Source organism: Duganella callida (assembly GCF_004614165.1).
Lineage (GTDB): Bacteria > Pseudomonadota > Gammaproteobacteria > Burkholderiales > Burkholderiaceae_D > Rugamonas > Rugamonas callida.
In genome coordinates, this window is sequence record NZ_SPVG01000025.1 from 13,271 (window position 1) to 32,806 (window position 19,536).

General features: G+C 64.7%; 15 protein-coding genes. 8 read left to right on the plus strand and 7 right to left on the minus strand.

Annotated features, from left to right (window positions below; genetic code table 11):
* Position 1: 1 nt before the first annotated feature.
* The gene (locus tag E4L98_RS02570) at positions 2-589 is read right to left on the minus strand and encodes a PEPxxWA-CTERM sorting domain-containing protein (protein ID WP_135200007.1); all 588 of its coding nucleotides are present in this window, start codon (positions 587-589) and stop codon (positions 2-4) included.
* Positions 590-837: 248 nt separating this feature from the next.
* Between E4L98_RS02570 and E4L98_RS02575 the strand changes: the two genes are divergently transcribed.
* Both E4L98_RS02575 and E4L98_RS02580 read left to right on the plus strand, forming a co-directional pair.
* Positions 838-2,319 (plus strand): hypothetical protein, encoded by a 1,482-nt coding sequence (locus tag E4L98_RS02575; RefSeq protein WP_135200008.1) that lies wholly within the window; start codon positions 838-840, stop codon positions 2,317-2,319.
* Positions 2,320-2,402: 83 nt separating this feature from the next.
* Positions 2,403-3,419 carry an acyltransferase family protein gene (locus E4L98_RS02580; RefSeq protein WP_135200009.1) on the plus strand — a complete coding sequence of 339 codons (1,017 nt, stop codon included), beginning with the start codon at positions 2,403-2,405 and terminating at the stop codon, positions 3,417-3,419.
* Here E4L98_RS02580 and E4L98_RS02585 read toward each other — a convergent pair.
* Positions 3,416-4,339: an AAC(3) family N-acetyltransferase gene (locus E4L98_RS02585; RefSeq protein ID WP_135200010.1), complete on the minus strand. Its 924-nt coding sequence runs from the start codon at positions 4,337-4,339 to the stop codon at positions 3,416-3,418. The two genes, E4L98_RS02580 and E4L98_RS02585, sit on opposite strands and share 4 nt — an antisense overlap.
* Positions 4,332-5,525 (minus strand): hypothetical protein, encoded by a 1,194-nt coding sequence (locus E4L98_RS02590; RefSeq protein ID WP_135200011.1) that lies wholly within the window; start codon positions 5,523-5,525, stop codon positions 4,332-4,334. The genes E4L98_RS02585 and E4L98_RS02590 overlap by 8 nt, the downstream gene beginning before the upstream one ends.
* A 222-nt stretch (positions 5,526-5,747) precedes the next feature.
* On the opposite strand from E4L98_RS02590, the gene E4L98_RS02595 reads away from it, so the two are divergent.
* A complete protein-coding gene (locus E4L98_RS02595; RefSeq protein WP_135200012.1) occupies positions 5,748-7,916 on the plus strand; it encodes a glycoside hydrolase family 3 C-terminal domain-containing protein in 2,169 nt (722 codons plus the stop codon).
* A gap of 1 nt (position 7,917) precedes the next feature.
* Here the strand turns inward: E4L98_RS02595 and E4L98_RS02600 are convergent, their stop codons facing one another.
* On the minus strand, positions 7,918-8,277 hold the full coding sequence (locus tag E4L98_RS02600; protein ID WP_135200013.1) for an ArsR/SmtB family transcription factor: 360 nt from the start codon (positions 8,275-8,277) through the stop codon (positions 7,918-7,920).
* Positions 8,278-8,398: 121 nt separating this feature from the next.
* Between E4L98_RS02600 and E4L98_RS02605 the strand changes: the two genes are divergently transcribed.
* The 4 genes from E4L98_RS02605 to E4L98_RS02620 all read left to right on the plus strand — a co-directional run bounded on the left by E4L98_RS02605 (position 8,399) and on the right by E4L98_RS02620 (position 16,239).
* Positions 8,399-10,369, plus strand: a complete 1,971-nt coding sequence (locus E4L98_RS02605; protein WP_135200014.1) for a peptidase U32 family protein — start codon at positions 8,399-8,401, stop codon at positions 10,367-10,369.
* Between the two features lie 418 nt (positions 10,370-10,787).
* Positions 10,788-13,877 carry a di-heme oxidoredictase family protein gene (locus E4L98_RS02610; RefSeq protein ID WP_229257202.1) on the plus strand — a complete coding sequence of 1,030 codons (3,090 nt, stop codon included), beginning with the start codon at positions 10,788-10,790 and terminating at the stop codon, positions 13,875-13,877.
* Positions 13,878-13,940: 63 nt separating this feature from the next.
* On the plus strand, positions 13,941-14,699 hold the full coding sequence (locus E4L98_RS02615) for a helix-turn-helix domain-containing protein (protein WP_135200016.1): 759 nt from the start codon (positions 13,941-13,943) through the stop codon (positions 14,697-14,699).
* A 52-nt stretch (positions 14,700-14,751) separates the two neighbouring features.
* Positions 14,752-16,239, plus strand: coding sequence for an FAD-dependent oxidoreductase (locus tag E4L98_RS02620; RefSeq protein ID WP_135200017.1), 1,488 nt, complete (start codon positions 14,752-14,754; stop codon positions 16,237-16,239).
* 112 nt (positions 16,240-16,351) lie between these two features.
* On the opposite strand, the gene E4L98_RS02625 is transcribed toward E4L98_RS02620, so the two are convergent.
* A complete protein-coding gene (locus E4L98_RS02625; protein WP_167761261.1) occupies positions 16,352-16,918 on the minus strand; it encodes a 3-keto-disaccharide hydrolase in 567 nt (188 codons plus the stop codon).
* Between the two features lie 75 nt (positions 16,919-16,993).
* Between E4L98_RS02625 and E4L98_RS02630 the strand changes: the two genes are divergently transcribed.
* The gene (locus E4L98_RS02630) at positions 16,994-17,926 is read left to right on the plus strand and encodes an alpha/beta hydrolase (protein ID WP_135200019.1); all 933 of its coding nucleotides are present in this window, start codon (positions 16,994-16,996) and stop codon (positions 17,924-17,926) included.
* Here E4L98_RS02630 and E4L98_RS02635 read toward each other — a convergent pair.
* Together E4L98_RS02635 and rhaI are read right to left on the minus strand one after the other, a co-directional pair.
* On the minus strand, positions 17,914-18,231 hold the full coding sequence (locus E4L98_RS02635) for an L-rhamnose mutarotase (RefSeq protein WP_135200020.1): 318 nt from the start codon (positions 18,229-18,231) through the stop codon (positions 17,914-17,916). The two genes, E4L98_RS02630 and E4L98_RS02635, sit on opposite strands and share 13 nt — an antisense overlap.
* Positions 18,228-19,523: an L-rhamnose catabolism isomerase gene (gene rhaI, locus E4L98_RS02640; RefSeq protein ID WP_135200021.1), complete on the minus strand. Its 1,296-nt coding sequence runs from the start codon at positions 19,521-19,523 to the stop codon at positions 18,228-18,230. Before rhaI ends, E4L98_RS02635 begins: the two co-directional genes overlap by 4 nt.
* Positions 19,524-19,536 lie beyond the last annotated feature (13 nt).

A 19,536-nucleotide genomic window follows, 5' to 3' on the forward strand; every position in this document is an offset into this window, starting at 1 on the left:
CTCAGGCAGTGTGCCGGCGTTTTCGCGCCATTGCGCCCACCACGCCCAGACCGAGCAGCATCATGCCGTAGGTGGCCGGTTCAGGGACAGCTGCGATGGTGTAGCCGAAGGTCAGCTTGGCCGAGTTCCAGACGGCATCGGCGCCAGGCAACTCATCCAGATTTTCCGCGAACTCCAGCCGCAGGATGCCGTCCTTGTTGACACTGAAGCTTAGGTCGACCACACCCCAGCCCGGCTCATCGACCGCGCGGAAATCGACGCTGCCGGTGTAATGTTCCGTGCCCGCGTGATAACCGCCCTCGGGGTCGGCGATGTTCGCCGGCAGGAAATACAGCTGGTTGTTGACCTGGCTGTCGCTGATGGCCATGAACGCCAGGCTCAGCAGACTGCCCGGATTGGCGGTCAAGGTGACATCCCACGACATCGTGTTCAGATGGGCGTTGGCACCAAGGTAGACGTCCACGATGGTGTTGCCATCGTAGCCCAGGTAGGTATTGCCGGGAATGTCTTTGAGTGTGATGGTTTTGGTCAGGTCCTCCGCATGTACAGCGCCGCCGATGGCGGTGGCCGCGAAGACGGCAGCAAGCATCAAACGCTTTGCGAATTTCAGATTTTTCACATTTGCCCTTTCCAAGTTAACGTTTTAATGGTTCAAAAACGATAGCATGGCAATGTGACTTTCAGTCCTTATTAAATTGTAACGTGCGCACCTAGTGTTAATAAAACAACACTTGGCAGAAACGATCAAATCGAAGGATTTATCTTTCGTTTTAATAATCTAATTGACCATTTCGTTTTTAAAACATAGCATTCAAAAGATATTCGCAAGGAGGATGCATGTTGAAGAGACGAAGCTTTATCCGGAGTCTGTTTGCCGCCGCTGCGCTGCCGTCGATCGCACGGGCCGCCGTTCCAGCACGGATAGTCATCCCGGCCAAGGCGACGGGCGCGGTGATTCCGCCTACGCTCATCAGCCTGAGCTATGAGACCGACAATCTTGTCGATCCGCGCTTTTTCAACGCCGCCAACACCGGACTGGTGCGGCAATTCCGCCGCCTGAATCCTGACGGCATACTGCGCCTGGGCGGCAATACCAGCGACCTCGCGCGGCTGGCGGGCTTTCAGGGCACGCTGCCGGTGCTGCATCCGCTGTATCGCGACAAGGAGCGCGTGCAACCCTATTACGACGTCACGCCGGAAGCGCTGGACGCCCTCGCCGGCTTCCTCGATGCCACGGGGTGGAAGGTGATTTTCGGCCTCAACATGCGCGCCGACAACGCCGACATGGTGGCGCAGTTCGCCGCCATCGTGCGGGCAAAACTCGGGTCACGATTGCTGTCGCTTCAGATCGGCAACGAGGCCAACAACTACCACCGCGCCTACGATCAATTCCATGCGGCGTGGGAGCGTCTTGGGCGTCGAATCAACCGGGGCGATCTTTCCGGCCCGGACAGCGGCGCCAATACCGACTGGGTACAGCGCTTCAGCCGCGACGTGCCGGACGCCGTGCTGCTGAGCCGCCACTATTACCGCGATGCCGCCGACAAGGGCTCGCTCGACGATATCCTCAGACATGACCACGACTTCGACCGCGACATCGCCCTGCTGGCGCGAGCCGGCCGCAGCCATGCGCACGGCTTTTGGCTGACCGAAGTCAATTCCTACTACCGAGGCGGACTGGACGGTGTCAGCAATGCCTTTGCTTCGGCGCTATGGGGGCTGGACTTCGCGCTGTCCGCCGCCTGCCACGGCGCGACCGGCCTGTGCTTCCAGGGTGGACCGCGGCGCAGCATCGAAAGCTCGCTGGAGGGGCATAAAACCGGCGGTGCGAACGCCGCCAACGCCGACATCGTCGCCCGCATCGACGCGGTGACGTCGAATTACTCGCCCATCGGCGGCGACCTGGACACCGGCTTTGCGGCCCGGCCGCTGTATTACGGCCTGGTGATGGCAAGGCAGCTGGCGGGACACCGTTTCTACGTACTGGAAAATGCCGATGCCTTGCCCGATGTGCGCGTCTATGCCACAGCTGCGCCGGATGGCAGCGTGCGCATCGTGGCCATCAATACCAGCCAGCACACGGCGCGCACGCCGGGCTTCAGCGGACTCAAGGCCGGGCGTGCGGTGCAGGCCGCGCCGCTGCGGGCGCCGAGCCTGACCGCGCGCACTGCGCTGACCTTTGGCAGCGACAGCGGAACACTGGAACCGGGTGCCGAATGGCAGCTGCGCTACACGAGCGTGGCGCCGGTCTCCGCGAGCGGCGCCCTGGATGTCGCGCTGCCGGCCGGCTCGGCCGTCCTGCTCCACGTCCAGGCGTAGCCCCTGTCGTACGGACGTCTATGGCGTCCGCACAACACCTTGCAGCCCCATCGGCATTGCCCTAAAGGCAATTTAAGTGCAAAATGAATAGCATTTTTATTGTCACCCCAGGCACGCCGAAAATGAATCCGAACCTCGATCTGCTGCGCGCCGTGGCGGTGTTGTTTGTCCTGTTTTCGCACCTGTACCGGGTGGTGGACGGCGACACGACCGACCTGCTTTACCAGTTCGGTCAGCTCGGCGTGATGCTGTTCTTCGTGCACACCAGCCTGGTGCTGATGCAGTCGATGGAACGCCAGCAGCTGGAAGGCGCGGAGCTGTTCAAGCGCTTCTATGTGCAGCGCATTTTCAGGATTTATCCGCTTAGCATCGTCTTCGTGCTGGTGTTGCTGGCCTTCAGCGGCGAGCACTGGACTCCACTTGAAATCTTCAGCAACCTGGCGCTGACGCAGAACCTGACCTATTCGCGCGCCGTCAATAACGTGATGTGGTCGCTGCCGCTGGAAGTGCAGATGTATGTGGCCTTGCCCTTTCTGTATCTGCTGTTCCGCCGGCGTCCGGTGAGCTGGCTGCTGGGTTTGTGGCTGCTGTCGATACCGCTGGCTTTCGTGCCCTATCAGCTGTCCATGCGCCTGACAGTGCTGCTGTTTGCGCCCTGCTTCCTCGGCGGCGTCATCGCCTGGCGCCTGCAAGGCCGGGAACGTTTGCCCGGGTGGCTGTGGCCTGTGCTGCTGGCGGCCTGCTCGCTCGCGTTCGTCCACTGGGCCGATCCCAGGAAAGACATGTACGGCCGCTGGCTGGTGTGCCTGGCGCTGGGCCTGATCATTCCGTGGATGAAGGCGTTGCGCGCGCCACGCCTGAATCTGGCCAGCAAGACCATCGCCAAATACAGTTATGGCATTTATCTGTTTCACTACCCGCTGCTGGATCTGGCGTTCAAGACCCTGTCCCATCAGCCGCCGCTGTTGCAATGGATGGTTTTCCTCGGTCTGCTGGTGCTGCTGCCTGTCGTCGGCTACCACCTGATCGAGCATCCGATGGTCAGGCTGGGGCACGCCTGGCATCAGCGCCGCACCGTCGCCAAGGTGGCCGCGGCTTAGTCCTGCGGATAGGCTGCCAGTTCCTCCGGCGTCGCGTAGATGGTGAGGCGCTTGCCCGCCATCTGCTGCAGATGGTCGTAAAAGCCGCGCGCCGGAATGAACCATGACGCGGCATCGCCCACCTGCCCTTCGGTCAGCAGGCCCGCGCGCCTGAATTCGGCCTTGAAGTAGGCGCGCAAATCGGCGCGCGAGGGATGGTCGATGCGGCGCTGCGTGGCGTTGGTGACAAATGGGCGCAGCGGCACTTCCCAGCGCTGTCCCTGCTGATCGAGACACGGCAGCAGGAAACGCTGATCCTCCCAGATCGCCACTGGGAATGCCTCGCCGAGCGCGTCTTCCAGCACATGGTAGAAAGTCACGGGTCCCATCGAGATGCCCAGGCCCAGCACCTTGGCTTGCTCAAGGCCGACAAACCGCTGCCATGGCGAGCCTTCGCCGAACACCGACGGCGCGCGGTGATGCGCCTCCGTCAGATACGTGGCGTGTCGGCCCCAGGCCGACACCGAATGGGTGGGATGCACGCTGCGGTGGATGCCGGTGCCCGCCAAAAAGGTTTCCGGCAGCCGGCCCATATTGGTGCCGTGTTTGCGCACATCGAACACGTAATCGGTCAGCTCGCAGGTGCCGCGTATCGAGCCGCCCGGCATGTAATAAGTGGGAATCACCACTGTGCCCTCGGGGCCGACCGCCTCTTGCAGCGCCTGCACCACGGCCTCGGCGCCGCCATCGACGTAGCCCAGGCTCTTCAGCGACGAGTGGACGAACACGGCATCACCGGGCGCGATCCCCAGCCGCGCCAGATCGGCGACCAGATCGGCGCGGCGGACGTGGCGCTGCGTCTGCTTCAGTTGCCGCGCGCTGCGACGCCGGCGCAGCATTTCCAGCAGCGCCTTGACCTGGCGTTTCAGCGGACTAAGCATGCCGCGGCTGCGACAGCTCCAGCTCCAGCAGATTGGCGTCGATGCAGAATTTGGCGGCCCAGTTCAGATACTCCCACTGGCCGTAAGCGCCGTTGATCGGGAACGAGCCCTTGACGCCGCCGCGCGTCTCCCGCGGCCCGTCGAGCCAGACGGTGCGGCGCACGAAGGCGGTCAGGCGCCGGCCGGCGTCCAGATAGCGCTGCTCGCCGGTGAGCTGATACAGGATGAACAGGCAGTGCGCGATCTGCACCGAACCTGTCAGGCAGACGAAATCGGCGGCGGCGCGGAATTCGCTGTCCAGCCGCGCGGCCAGATAGCCGTCGTCGGCAATCGCGTCCAGCAGACTGTCGGCAGTCCGCAGCGCCGCAGCCAGCAGCGCGGGACGGCCGGACAGCAGATGCCCTTCCAGCACGCCACGCAGCACATAGCCGATGGTGTGCGTCAGCGGATGTGCCGGATCGCTCAGGCAGTTCGAAGCGAACCAGCCGTTGGCGCGCTGTTTGGTCAGCGCCCAATCGACCTGGCGCAGACCGGCGTCGCCGTAGCCATGGCCGGGCGCCACGCGCTCCGCTTCGAACAGGCCCCAGGAGACGTGGGTTTCGTAGGCTTTTTCTCCCGGCTGGGCGAACGGCGTTGGATGCTTGCGCCAGCAGCCGTCGGCGTCCTGCGTGTCGCGCAGCCAGCCAGCGGCGCGGTGCATGGCCTGCAGATAGCGGTCTTCGCCGTAGTGGCGCGCGCCGGCCGCCAGGCCGATCAGGATCTGGCCGGTGTTGAACGTCACCGGCACCTTGGGCGTGGAATCGATTTTGCCGCCCTGGAAACCGCCTTCCGGGAACTGGATCGCGACGCACCAGTCCAGCATGCGGCGCGCGCGCGCGTGCAGTGCATCGTCCTGACGGCGGCGCGCCAGGTCGATCACGGTCGGAATGATGTAGCCGGTGGTCTCGGGATAGGAAGTAGCCCAGCCCTTCAGCAGGCTGAAATCGCGCGCCACGCCGCCGTCGGCCGAGGCCGAATTGTCCTGCGCCGCGCACAGCCAAGCGAGACTGGCATCGATCACGGCCTGGCAGCCCGGGTCGCTGTCGGGCAAGCCGTTGCGGTCCGACGCCAGTTCGGCGACAGCCTGATGCGGCAGCGCTGGTTCAGGAGTAAATCTGTCTTTGATCGACTTGAATAGCTGGCGCATGGTCACTCTGCAAGGCTGGAAGAAGGGGCCGGTGTTGCTAATTGACTATGATCAATATTGCCATTCAATTTGCGTAATGTCAATTCCTTGCGGCCTGGAAGCGACAGCGCACCGATGAAAAAACATAATGCCGATTGGCCGTTTTCTGTCTTGCAAGCCGTGCCGGACCGTTGCACCATTTCCGCCCAACAGACCGGCTTGGACCGGCATAAGGAGGAGACCATGCATGCAGTTCTACGTGCGGGCGCGCTGGCGTGCCTGCTGGCCGGCGCATCCGCCCTGGCCTACGACCACCCGTTCCAGGATCCGGCGTTGCCGGCCGCGCAGCGCATCGCCAACATCGTGTCGCTGATGACGCTCGACGAGAAAATCGCCGCGTTGTCCACCGACACCAGCGTCAAGCGCCTCGGCATTCCCAGCTTCGGCAGTTCCGAAGGTATCCATGGCGTGGTCAAGCGCGGCAATGAAAAGCAGGGTCTGGCGGCAATTCCCACCACCCAGTTGCCGCAGCCGCCGGGCATGGGCGAGACCTGGAATCCGGCGCTGGTGCGCATGGCCGGCGAAATCCAGGGCACCGAAGGCCGCTACATCACGCAAAATCCCGTTTATGGCCAGCCATCCCTGATGCTGTGGGGCCCGCAGGCCGACCTGGCGCGCGATCCGCGCTGGGGCCGCACCGAGGAGGTGTACAGCGAAGATCCCTTCCTGGCCGGAACCATGGCGGTCGCCTTTACCCAGGGTCTGCAGGGCGACGACCCGAAATACTGGCGCGCGGGCGCCCTGCTCAAGCATTTTCTCGCCAACAGTAATGAGAACGGGCGCGGGAATTCCTCGTCCGACTTCGACCAACGCCTGTTCTGGGAATATTACGCGGTGCCGTTCCGCATGGGCTTCGAGCAAGGTGGCGCACGCGCGCTGATGGCGTCCTACAATGCCTGGAACGGCACGCCGATGGGCGTGCACCCTATCCTCAGAAGCCTGGTGATCGACCAGTGGCATGGCGAAGTGATTTCCGGCGACGGCGGCGCGGTCGGCAACCTGACCAAGCTGTATCACCGCTATCCCGATCACAAGACGGCGGTGGTGGCGGCGTTCAAAGCCGGCATCAACCAGTACCTGGACAAGTTCCAGGATGAGCTGAAGCAGGCGGTCGCTGAAGGGCTGGTGACAGAAGCTGAACTGGACACGGCGCTAGCCCGCAAATTCCAGGTCACGCTGCGCCTTGGCCTGATCGATCCGCCGGACGGCAACCCTTACGCGACGGTCAAGGACGGCCCGGCGCCCTGGCTCAGCGACAAGCACCGGGCGCAATCGCTGCAGATCGCATTGCAATCGGTGGTGCTGCTCAAGAACACCAACCAGGCGCTGCCGCTGGCCAGGAGCAGGCTCAAATCGATCGCCGTGGTCGGGCCGCTGGCCGACAGCGTGCACTGGGACTGGTATGGCGGCCATCCGCCCTACGCGGTGACGCCGCTGCAAGGCATCAAGGCGGCGTTGGGCGATGGCGTCACGGTCCGCTACGCGGCCGACAATACCGATGGCGCCGCCGTCAAGGCCGCGCGCGAGTCGGATGCGGTGGTGGTGGTGGTCGGCAACGATCCGACCTGCGGCCCCAACATGGCGCATGACTGGACCGACGCCGGCACCAAGCCGTGCGCCGATCCCGGCGATGGCCGCGAAGGCCGCGACCGCGAAACGCTGGCGCTGAAACAGGAAGAACTGGTCAAGGCGGTGTACGCCGCCAACCGCAAGACCGTGATGGTGCTGGTGTCCAGCTTCCCGTACACCATCAACTGGTCGCAGAAGAACGTGCCGGCCATCGTGCACCTGGCGCACTCGTCGCAGGATGAGGGCACCGCCATCGCACGCGTGCTGTTCGGCGACTACAACCCCGGCGGCCACCTGATCAGCACCTGGCCGGCATCGATGGCGCAACTGCCGCCGATGATGGATTACGACATCCGCCATGGCCGCACTTATATGTACGCCAAAGGCAAGCCGCTGTACGCCTTCGGCCACGGCCTCAGCTACACCAGCTTCAAGTACAGCAAGCTGCGCACCAGCGCGCCTTACCTCGCGGCCGATGGCGCGCTGACGGTCGATGTTGATGTGACCAACACTGGCAAGCGCGCCGGTGACACCGTGGTGCAGCTATACGTCAGCTATCCGGCGTCGCGGGTGGCGCGGCCGCTGAAGGCGCTGGCCGGATTCGAGCGCGTCAGCCTGCAAGCGGGCGAGAGCCGCACCGTGCACATTCCGCTCAAGGCCAGCCAGCTGGCGTACTGGGACCAGGCGCGCGGCGCCTTCACCGTGGAAAGTGCGCCGGTGCGGCTGTCGGTCGGCCACTCGTCGGCCGACATCAAGCTGGTCGCACAGCTGCCGGTACGCTGAATCAGTCGCGCGCCAGCACCTGGCCGAGCTCGTCGAAGAAGCGCGGCCAGCCCATCTGCGCACCCTGGTAAGCCTGCTCCTGATCCGGACAGAAGCCGGTCTGCTCCATGTGCAGGCGGGTGCCGAGCGCGGCGGCGTCCATGGTCCAGGCCACGACGCTTTCCAGCCCGTAGGCAGACTCCTTGACCAGGCCAGCCTCCTTCAGCACCGCCAGGTGCTTGGACACGGCCGGCTGCGAGACGCCCGCCTGCCCGGTCAGTGTGCCGACCGTCTGCTCGCCGCCGGCGCACAGCCGTTCGAAGAGCGCGCGCCGGGTCGGATCGGCCAGGGCGCGGAATACAACCTCCGGGTTCTTTTCCATATGATTCATAACTGATTAGTTATGCATTTAAATATAACCGAATGGTTATGAATGGCCAAGAGCATGACTTAAGGCCTTGATTTCGCTATAATTCCCGCCTTCATACGTAAGGAATCACGCCATGTCACTGCTAGCCCACCAGCTCGAACTGCTGTCGCCCGCCAAAACCGCCGAGATCGGCCGGGAAGCCATCCTGCACGGCGCCGACGCGGTGTACATCGGCGGGCCGGCGTTCGGCGCGCGCCACAACGCCAGCAACCCGATCGAAGACATCTCGGCACTGGTGGCATTCGCGCACCGCTACCGTTCGCGCATCTTCGTCACGCTCAACACCATCCTGCACGACGCCGAGCTGGAAGCCGCGCGCAAGCAGATCTGGCAGCTGTACGAAGCAGGCGTCGATGCGCTGATCGTGCAGGACATGGGCCTGCTGGAAATGGACTTGCCGCCGATCCAGCTGCACGCCTCGACGCAGTGCGACATCCGCACCATGGAAAAAGCCAGATTCCTCGGCGACGTCGGCTTCTCGCAGCTGGTGCTGGCGCGCGAGCTGACCATCGAGCAGATCAAGAAGATCCATGCCAGCGTCGATACGCCGCTGGAATACTTCATCCACGGCGCGCTGTGCGTGGCGTATTCCGGCCAGTGCTACATCTCGCACGCCGACACCGGCCGCAGCGCCAACCGCGGCGACTGCTCGCAAGCCTGCCGTCTGCCCTACACGCTGAGCGACAGCAAGGGCGGCGTGGTGGCGTTCGAAAAGCATCTGCTGTCGATGAAGGACAACGACCAGAGCGCCAACCTGGAAGCGCTGGTCGATGCCGGCATCCGCTCGTTCAAGATCGAGGGCCGCTACAAGGACATCGGCTATGTGAAAAACATCACCGCCCACTATCGCCTGCTGCTGGACGAAATCCTGGAACGCCGCACCGAATTCACGCGCGCCGCCAGCGGCCGCACCGACATCCTGTTCACGCCGGACGTCGACAAGACCTTCCACCGCGGCCACACCGATTACTTTGCCAACGGCCGCCTGGACAACATCGGCGCCTTCGACAGCCCGAAATACGTGGGCGTGGAACTGGGCGCGGTGAGCCGCGTCGGCGCCGACCATTTCGACGTGCTGACCAATGCCGCCATGGCCAATGGCGACGGCCTGAACTACATGCACAAGCGTGAAGTCCATGGCATCCAGGCCAACGTGGTCAAGAAGCTCGACGAGACCGAGGACGGCCAGTTGTGGCGCGTCTTCCCCAACGAGGCGATCGCCACCCTGACCGGCCTGAAGGTCGGCATCGAGATCAAGCGCAACCGCGATCACCATTGGGAAGCGTCGCTGAACAAGAAATCGGCCGACCGCAAAGTCGGCCTGCACCTGAGCCTGAGCGAGCATGCGGACGGCTTGCGTCTGTCGCTGTGCGACGAGGACGGCATCCTCAGCCACACCGACGCCGCCATCGCCTACCAGCCGGCGCAGCACGCCGAGCAGGCCGAAGGCACGCTGCGCGCCAGCCTGGCCAAGCTGGGCAATACCATGTTCGTGGCCGACAGCATCGAACTGCAACTGTCCAAGCCGTGGTTCGTGCCCTCGTCCGCGATCAACGCGCTGCGCCGCGACGCCATCGCCGCGCACGAGGCGGCGCGCCTGGCGGCCTGGGACCGACCGCGGCGCAAGGCCGCGGCCGAGCCGCCGGCGCTCTATCCGGACACCCAGCTCAGCTACCTGGCCAACGTCTACAACGAGAAGGCTCGCACGTTCTATACCAAGCACGGCGTGCAACTGATCGCCGCCGCCTACGAGGCCCACGAGGAACCGGGCGAGGTGTCGCTGATGATCACCAAGCATTGCCTGCGCTTCTCCTTCAACCTGTGCCCGAAACAGGCCAAGGGCGTGCAAGGCGTGCAGGGCCAGGTCCGCGCGGAACCGATGACGCTGGTCAGCGGCGACGAAAAATACACTTTGCGTTTCGACTGCAAGCCATGCGAGATGCACGTGGTGGGCGCCATGAAGCCAGGTATATTGCAATCGCCGCCGCCATCCAACATCCCGTACAGCCCGATTACCTTCCACAAGACACGTCCACGTGCCTGACGTGAAATCTTTTCATACAACGCCCGCCGCATAAGCGGGCGTTTTCATATTTCCGCTTGATATACCTCGAAAGATGTCGCTTGATAGCTTGACAGGCAACATTGCGCAAGCTATCTTCACATAGGTTGCCGTACAGCAAGTTTTATCCAGTTCACGAAAGTTCAAGTAGCTGAACCATTCGTGCGCTGATAAAACTTTTTCTGTAGCAGAATGCGCGGCGCAGCCGATTGGCCGCACAGCAACCATTCAACCAGCCACAAGCTAAGGGGATATGATGATTAACAAGCCACAACGAAAGCGATCCTTGGAAAGCTTTCACCGTTTGACCATGACAGGTCTGCCATTGGCGCTCAGTCTGGCACTTGCCGCGTGTGGCGGCGGCAGCGACACGCCAGAAAGCAGTGCCCGCACTGCGAGCATGATGAAGCTGGGCGGCGCCGCCCAGACCCAGGTTGCGCTGACACCTGTCAAAGCGATGACCAGCTCGTACGAGCGCGGTGATCTGGATGCGCCGGCCGCCATCGACGGCAAGGACAATACCCGCTGGGGCAGCGGCTTCAGCGACAACGAATGGCTGACGCTGGACTTCGGCCAGAGCCAGACCATCAACCGCGTCAAGATCAACTGGGAAAACGCCCACGCCACCGAGTACGAACTGCAAGTCTCGGACGACAACGCGCACTGGACCACGCTCAAGCACGTATCCGGCAGCGCCGGCGGCGTCGAGGATCTGACCGGCCTGAGCGGCCAGGGCCGCTACCTGCGCATGCAGGGCATCAAGCGCTCGACCAACTACGGCTACTCGATCTTCGAGATCGTGGCCTACTCGGGCGGCGATGACACCAGCCAGCCGACCCAGCCGACGGATCCGACCGATCCGAGCCAGCCGCAACAACCGGTGGACACCACCAAGCCGGGCGTGCTGCTGACGCCGAAAGACGTGACCTCGTCGGCCGTGGAAGGCCCGAATGCCGCCAAGCTGGCGGTGGACGGCAACCTGGGCACCCGCTGGAGCAGCGCGGCCGACAACGGCGCCTGGATCCAGTTCGACTTCGGCGCCAAGACCCAGGTCGGCTACATGAAGCTGGTCTGGGAAAACGCCTACGGCAAGGAATACAAGTTGCAGGTGTCGGACGACGGCCAGAACTTCACCACCGTGCGCACCGTGTCCAACGGCGCCGGCGGCACCGAGGAGTTCTTCAACCTCGGCGTCAACGCCCGCTACATCCGCATGCAGGGCGTGCAGCGCGCCACCCAGTACGGCTACTCGCTGTTCGAAGTCCAGTTCAAGACGCCGGGCAGCGACAACAGCGTCGGTTCGGCCACCACCTCGGCCATCCCGTTCCCGGCCAACGGCTCCGGCATGCTGCCGCTGCCGAGCTACGCCTCGCCGCTGGAATCGACCTCGTTCACGCTGGCCGACGGCACCATCGTCACCCGCTGGGGCGCGCGCGGCGTCGGCCGTCACGGCCGCGAGCGCGGCGAAGAGTGGAACGAGATCGGCTACGGCCCCAACGAGACCATCGACCCGGTCACCGGCGCCGCCGTCGACAAGGGCCCTGGCGCTTACCTGATCTTCGTACCGAACTACTTCCGCAACCGCACCTGGGGCCTGGAAATGATCGACAACAGCCGTGTGGCTGGCGTCACCAAGCCTACGCTGATCTTCAACGAGTACCACCAGACCGAAGGCAAGCGCGGCAACACCGTGTTCTTCCGCCGCTTCGACGACCCGGGCAGCACCGGCTACGGCTGGATGGTCGGCCGCGAGATCGTGCAGGACAACAACCAGAACTGCGCGGCCATGCCGTACCCGGCCAACTTCAAGCTGGCCTCGGCATCGGGCATCAACAACGGTTGCACGCTGCTGATCAAGGAATATCCGCGCCATGGCAACTTGAACGCCGCCGGCTTCCCTGACGGCACCACCGCCGACGCGCGTCCACTGAAGATCGGCGACGTGATCGAAGCCGGGCCATCGATGTTCGCCGACCAGGCCGCCTGGACCGCCAAGGGTGAGGAAGGCAATGGCCGCTACTACGCCAACGAATGGACTTACGTCGTCGGCCAGGGCCTGCGTCCATGGTATGGCATCCAGCCGCGCCTGAACTCGACCCCGATCCCGGACCAGTACCTGCAAGGCGGTTCCGGTTCGGTCTCGTACGACTACGCCGACAACGGCGACCACATGTTCCAGCAACCGCCGAACAACGTCGGCATGCAGAACATGCAGCGCTTCGTCGAAGGCCGTCGCCTGGTGCACACCAACTTCACCACCGGCATGCACAACGAGCCGGGCAACGACCGCTACGACGCGGCCGTCGGCCTGCAAGGCGCGCACTTCAGCCAGTCGACCTGTATCGGCTGCCACATCAACAATGGCCGCAGCCCCGCGCCGTTCGGCACCGACCTGCTGGACAAGATGACCGTGCGCGTGGCGGCCACCGACGCCGCCAGCGGCAAGCAGTTGCCGCATCCGGTGTACGGCACCGCCGTGCAGATGAACGCAGTGTCGGCGACCGGCACCAAGCAGAACTGGGGCATGGGCGTGCGCGTGGCGAACTTCGACACCCGCACCGTCAAGCTGGCCGACGGCACCGCCGTTCAGCTGAGCAAGCCTAACCTGGTGTTCGAAGGTCCGACCCCGGACGTGGTCTCGTTGCGCGCCGCGCAACCGATGCTGGGCGTGGGTCTGCTGGAAGCCATCCCGGAAGCCGACATCGTCGCCCGCGTGCGCACCACGCCGGATGCCGATGGCGTCAAGGGCACGGCCAACTACGTGTTCGATCCGGAAACCGGCGCCGTGCGTCTGGGCCGCTTCGGCTGGAAGGCCGCCAAGGCCACCCTGCGCGCCCAAGCCGCCTCGGCACTGGTGCAGGACATGGCCGTTACCTCGCCGGTCTATCCGAACCGCAGCTGCACCAGCGATCCGGCTGGCTGCAAATCGGCGGCGGCACAAAAGGGCCTGAGCGAAAGCGACCTGAACCTGATCACCCAGTATCTGTCGCTGGTGGCGGTTCCGGCCCAGCGCGCGCTGAGCAGCGGCTTCCCGAAAGGCGTGGCCCCGCTGAAGGATCTGGATGTTGATCCGGCCAAGGTGGCCCAGGGCACCAAGGTGTTCGCCGACCTGCGTTGCGCGGCCTGCCACACCGTCGACCAGAAGACCGGCGCCGGCCATCTGTTTGCGGAACTGCGCAGCCAGAACATCAAGCCGTACACCGACCTGCTGCTGCACGACATGGGTGCCGACCTGGCCGACAAGTTCACCGAAGGCCAGGCCACCGGCAGCATGTGGCGTACCGCGCCGCTGTGGGGTATCGGCTACACCGAAACCGTGCTGGGCAAAGGCAACGGCTACCAGGTGGGCTACCTGCACGACGGCCGCGCGCGCAACCTGACCGAAGCCATCATGTGGCACGGCGGCGAAGCCACCAAATCGCGCCAGCGTTTCGAGAACCTCTCGGCCGCCGACCGCGACGCGATGCTGGCGTTCCTGAAGTCGCTGTAATAGCATAGCTGTACCGCAAAGCCGGGCGCTCCTTGCGCCCGGCTTTTTTCATTTGGGGATGTCATGCAGCCGCAGGAATTTGCGCCGCCGCCGGCGCTGGGGGATGTGATCAGGTGCTTCTGGCATGTGCGCCGCGAGTTCGGCGCACAGCCGTCCGCGTTCGAGGTGCTGCCGGATGGTCATGCCGAGATCGTGTTCCATTTCGGCGGCGACTGCAGCGTCGATGGCACCCCGCTGCCCTCGCCGTTTTTAATGGGATTGCTGCAGCGGCCCTTGCGGCTCAGCGCACAGGGCCGATTCGATGTGCTCGGCATCCGCTGTTTCCCATGGACGGTGTACGGCTTGCTCGGCATGGCGCCCGGCGGCGACGGCGTGTGCCTGTTCGAGCATCCGCTCGCCGGCCTGCAGGCGGCGCTGGCGCAGTGGGTGGCCCAGGATCGCATCGATCTGGCGGTGGCGTCATTGTCGCGTCATTTGCTGCCACTGCAGACGCCGGTGGATGCGGTGCTGCTGAGGGCCGGCGGCGCGATGCGCGGCGCCGGCGGCGCCCTGCCCGTCAGCCAGGTCGCCACGGCCGCCCATGCGACGGTGCGCACGCTGGAGCGCAAATTCAAGCAGTCTTCCGGCCGCACGGTCAAGGATGTCTCCGGATTGATACGCTTCGAACAGGTGCGCAACCGTCTGTTCAGCGCTCCTGCCGGCGATCTGGCCGCCCTGGCCAGGGAGCTGGGTTATGCCGACCAGTCGCACCTCAGTCGCGAATTCAAGCGTTTTGCGGGCACCACGCCAGCCGCCTTCGCGCGCCGTCTGAAGAAGTCGTGATTTGTCGCGTTTATACAATCGCCGCGCCGGCGTCGCGGCTACACTGGCAGACATGAAAACCTACGACGTCATTATCTCCGGCGCCGGCCCGGTGGGCCTGTTCCTCGCCTGCGAGCTGGCCTTGGCCGCATGCTCGGTCCTGATCCTGGAACAGGCGGCCGAACCGCAGACACCATTCAAGCTGCTGCCGTTCGGCGTGCGCGGCCTGTCGGCGCCCAGCATCGAAGCGCTGGACCGGCGCGGCCTGCTCGACGCGCTGGACATCCACAAGCGCATGAAGAATCTGTTTGCCGCCGGTTCGCCGCGTCAGGCCGGCCACTTCGCCGGTCTGGGGTTCCGTCATGACGAGATCGACGAGACGCAATGGAAGTACCGTCTGCCCGGTTCCCCGCCCACGCACCTGATCTCCGAAATGGCGGAGCTGGAAACCGTGTTGACGGCGCGCGCGCTGGCGCTGGGTGTGGAAATCCGTCGCGGCGTCGCGGTCACCGGGGTGGCGCAGGACGCGGACGGCGTGCGCGTCAACGGGACCATCCCCGGGCGCTGGCTGGTCGGCTGCGACGGCGCCCGCAGCGTGGTGCGCAAGGCCGCCGGCTTCGGGTTCGCCGGCACCGAGCCCGAATTCACCGGCTACACCATCAAGGCCGACATCGCCGACGGCGCCAAGCTGCGGCCGGGCCGCACCGTCACATCGGCCGGCATGTATTTCCAGACCCAGGCCGATCACATCCTCATCCAGGACTTCGACGGCGGCGCTTTCCATGGCGCGAAGCAGCCGGTCACGCTGGAGCATGCGCAGGCCGTGCTGCGGCGCATCTCCGGCACCGACGTGCAAATCGCCGCCCTGCATCTGGCCACCACCTGGACCGACCGCGCCTACCAGGCCACCAGTTATCGCGAGGGCCGCATCCTGCTCGCCGGCGACGCCGCGCATATCCACTCGCCGCTGGGCGGCCAAGGGCTGAACCTGGGCCTGGGCGACGCCATGAACCTCGGCTGGAAACTGGCGGCCACGGTCCACGGCACCGCGCCCGACAACCTGCTGGACAGCTATGCCGCGGAGCGTATTCCGGTCGGTGCCAAGGTGCTGGACTGGTCGCGCGCCCAGGTGGCCATCATGCGCCCGCGCCCGGAGTCGCGTGCGCTGTATGAGATTTTCCGCGATCTGCTCAAGACGAAAGACGGCGCCACCTACTTCGCCGGCCGCGTATGGGGTATTCCCGCCGGCGACCGCCCGGTGGCGGGGCTCAGCGTGCCCAATTTCGAATTTGCGGACGGCACCCGGGTCAATCACCTGATGCGTGGTGGCCGTGCCCTGCTGCTGGACTTCGACGGCGACGCGGCGCTGCGCACATTGGCCGGCAGCTACGGCATAAAATACGTCGGCGGCCGTCCGACAGAGACACTGGGCCTGACCGCGCTGCTGGTGCGTCCGGACGGCGTGGTCGCCTGGGCGGCGCACGCGGTCGTCGACCATACTGAGCTTAAGTCAGAGCTGGCGCGCTGGTTTGTGCCGCATTCTGCTCATAATAATGATTAGATCGCCGGGCGTGTTGACACACTGTTAGCGAATCCCGATACTGGACCTGCACTCCTTCCCCTGCCGGCGACACTCTCCACGTCTCCCGTCTCCGTCGGCAGGGGCTTTTCGTTTAATCCAGCGGTGTCAGTTCAACGTGACGCAATTCGTAGGGAGTGCCTTCCAGCTGGAAGCCGATGCGTCCCGATGCGGGAGTTACATGCGTTACGCGATTTTGCATCACCCCATTCAGCGTCACTTCCACCGTGCCGTCGCGGCTGACGATGTCGCAGACGTTCCATTCCCCCACCGGTTTTTCGCTGTCCGGCGCCGTATGCGCCTTGATGCGGGTTTCAGCGCCCGGTGCACTGGTCAGCGGCTCGGCGAAGCTGTTGGCCGCCATCGGCAGCAGATCGCCGGCGTTGCCGTTCTTGGTCTGCACCTGCAGGCTGACCGGCCACACGCGATCGAACTCGCCGGGGGCGATATGCAGCAGCACGCCGCCGTTGCCAGGCTTGCCGCTCCAGCGCCATTCCACGTGCAGCTTGTAATTGCGGTAGCTCTGCGTCGTGGCCAGGAAGCCGGACGGCTTGCCGGCCGAGGCGATCACGCCATCCGGCTTGAGGCTGAACGCATCGGCGACGGTGGCCACCGGCTTGGTGGTCAGCTCCCAGCCGCTGAAATCGCGCCCGTTAAACAATTCGACTGCGCCCGCGGACTGCACGGACAAGGTTAATATCACTGCACTCAACAACTTGCTCACTGTCTCTCCTCTATGAAAAAACTTCTGCTTATTCTGCTGCTGTCCGCCGCCGGCCTGACCTCCGCCGCCACCACCGAAATCGCATTATGGCCCGAAGGTGTGCCGGGCAAACGCGATATCGGGCCGGAAAAGGTCGGCGCCGGCTACACTTCCAACGTCAGCGAAGCGACGCTGACCATGGTGGCGCCGGCCGTCGATCACCCGAACGGCACCGCGGTGATCATCTGTCCCGGCGGCGGCTACGTGCGCATGGCCACCGCGCGCGAAGGCGATCAGTATGCGACGTGGCTCAGCACCCTGGGCGTGACCAGTTTCGTCCTCAAGTATCGCATGCAGGAGTACGGACATCCAGCGCCTTTACAAGACGTGCTGCGCGCGGTGCGCACGCTGCGGGCGCGCGCGGCGGAATTCGGCATCAAGCCGGACCGCATCGGTGTGATGGGCAGCTCGGCCGGCGGCCACCTGGCGGCCAGCGCCGCCACCCTGTTCGACCACCCGGCCGGCCGCACCGGCGCCGCACTGGACAAGGTCAGCGCCCGCCCCGACTTCGCCATCCTGATGTACCCGGTGATCACCATGCAGGATCCGGCCGCGCATGCCGGCTCGCGCAAGGCGCTGCTGGGCGCCTCGCCGTCGCCGGAACTGCTGTCGCTGATGTCGCTGGAGAAGCAGGTCACTTCCGCCACCCCGCCGACGCTGCTGATCCACACCCAGGCCGATACCTCGGTGCCGGTGGAGAACAGCATCCTGTTCTACCAGGCGCTGACACGGGCCAAGGTGCCGGCTGAGATGTATTTGCTGGAACACGGCGGCCATGGCATGGGCATGCGCGAGGGCTTGGGCACCTCGTCGCTGTGGCCGCGCCGCGCCGAGGAATGGCTGCGCGACCGCGGGCTGCTCACGCCCGCCCCCGCCGCCGCTCCCACCGCCACTCAGGCGAAGTGAAACACCTGCTGTAACGGCCACTCGCGTGGCCGGTTACCCGGCTGGACTTCCATCAGCTCGGCCATGTGGTCCCACCAGCGCTGCATGATGGGTTTGCCCGGCAGGTCTTCGATCTTGTGATCGGGCCAGAGCTTGAACACCGCGAACAGCTGCAGCGTCTCTTCATCGAGGAAGATCGAATAATCGTAGATGCCGGCGTCGGTCAGCGCGCGGCCGAGCTGCGGCCACAGTTCATCGTGGCGGCGCTTGTACTCGGCCACCGCGCCCGGCTTCAGCTGCATCTTGAAGGCGCGGGTCAGGTTCATACGATGCCGCTGCCGCTGACGCCTGCCTTGGCCGGACGTGCTTCCGCCGCCTGCGCGCGGTAGCCGCTGGCGCGATAGCAGCCTACCGGATCAATGGCGCCGCCGGAGCGCACGCGCGCCATCGCCAGGATGGCGCTGACATCGGTGCGGTACGCCTGCTTCAGCGTTTGCGCCGATTGCAGCGCATCGTTGGCTTCCTGATGCACGCGCAGCGCCACACGGTCCACCATCTGCGCCTGCACGAACGCGCGCTGCACCTCCACCGCGCTGCTCATCAGGCTTTCGATCGGATCCGTGACGTTGTGCGACTGGTCCAGCATGTAGGCCGGCTTGAACGCGGCGCCGTCGCGCTGGGCCGCATCGGCCAGCTCGTTAAACACCAGGAACAGCTGGAACGGGTTGATCGAACCGGAATCCAGATCGTCGTCGCCGTACTTGCTGTCGTTGAAGTGGAAGCCGCCCAGCTTGCCGAACTGCGCCAGCCGCGCGACGATCATTTCGATGTTGGTGTTGGGCGCGTGGTGGCCCAGGTCGACCAGGCAGCGCGCCTTCTCGCCCAGCGTCTGGGCGCAGGCAAAGCTGGTACCCCAGTCGGCGATGGTGGTGGCGTAAAACGCCGGCTCGAACAGTTTGTGCTCGATGAACATCAGCCAGTCGGCCGGCAGCGCCGCGTAAATCTCGCGCATGCTGGACAGGTAACGCTCCAGCGCGCCGCGCAGATTGTGCTGGCCGGGGAAGTTGGCGCCGTCGCCGATCCACACGGTCAGCGCCTTGGAGCCGAGCGTGCGTCCCAGTTCGATGCAATCGATATTGTGCTGGATGGCCTGCGCACGCGTGGCGGCGTTTTGCGCGGTCAGGCTGCCGTACTTGTAGCTGTGCTGCTGGCCCGGCTGGTCCTGGAAGGTGTTGGAGTTGACGGCGTCGAAGTACAGGCCGTGGCTTTCCGCCTGCTGACGCAGCGCTTTCGGGTCGTCGGTGCGGTCCCACGGGAAGTGCAGCGACACGCCGGGCGTGGCTTGCGTCAGCTGGTGGATGACCGCGCAATCGTCCATCTTTTCAAATACGTTGCGCGGCTCGCCGCGTCCGGGAAAGCGCGCGAAACGCGTGCCGCCGGTGCCTACGCCCCAGCTGGGGACGGCTACGGCAAAGTCCTGCGCGGCGGCGGTCAGATGTTCGATGTCGATGCCGCGACGCGCGAGCATGCCGCCCAGCGCCTCGTAATCGGCATCCAGTCCCGCGCGCAATTGGGCGTTGTGTTCGGCGACGCGCTCGCCGCTGATGATGGTGCTCATGCTGTCTCCTGAT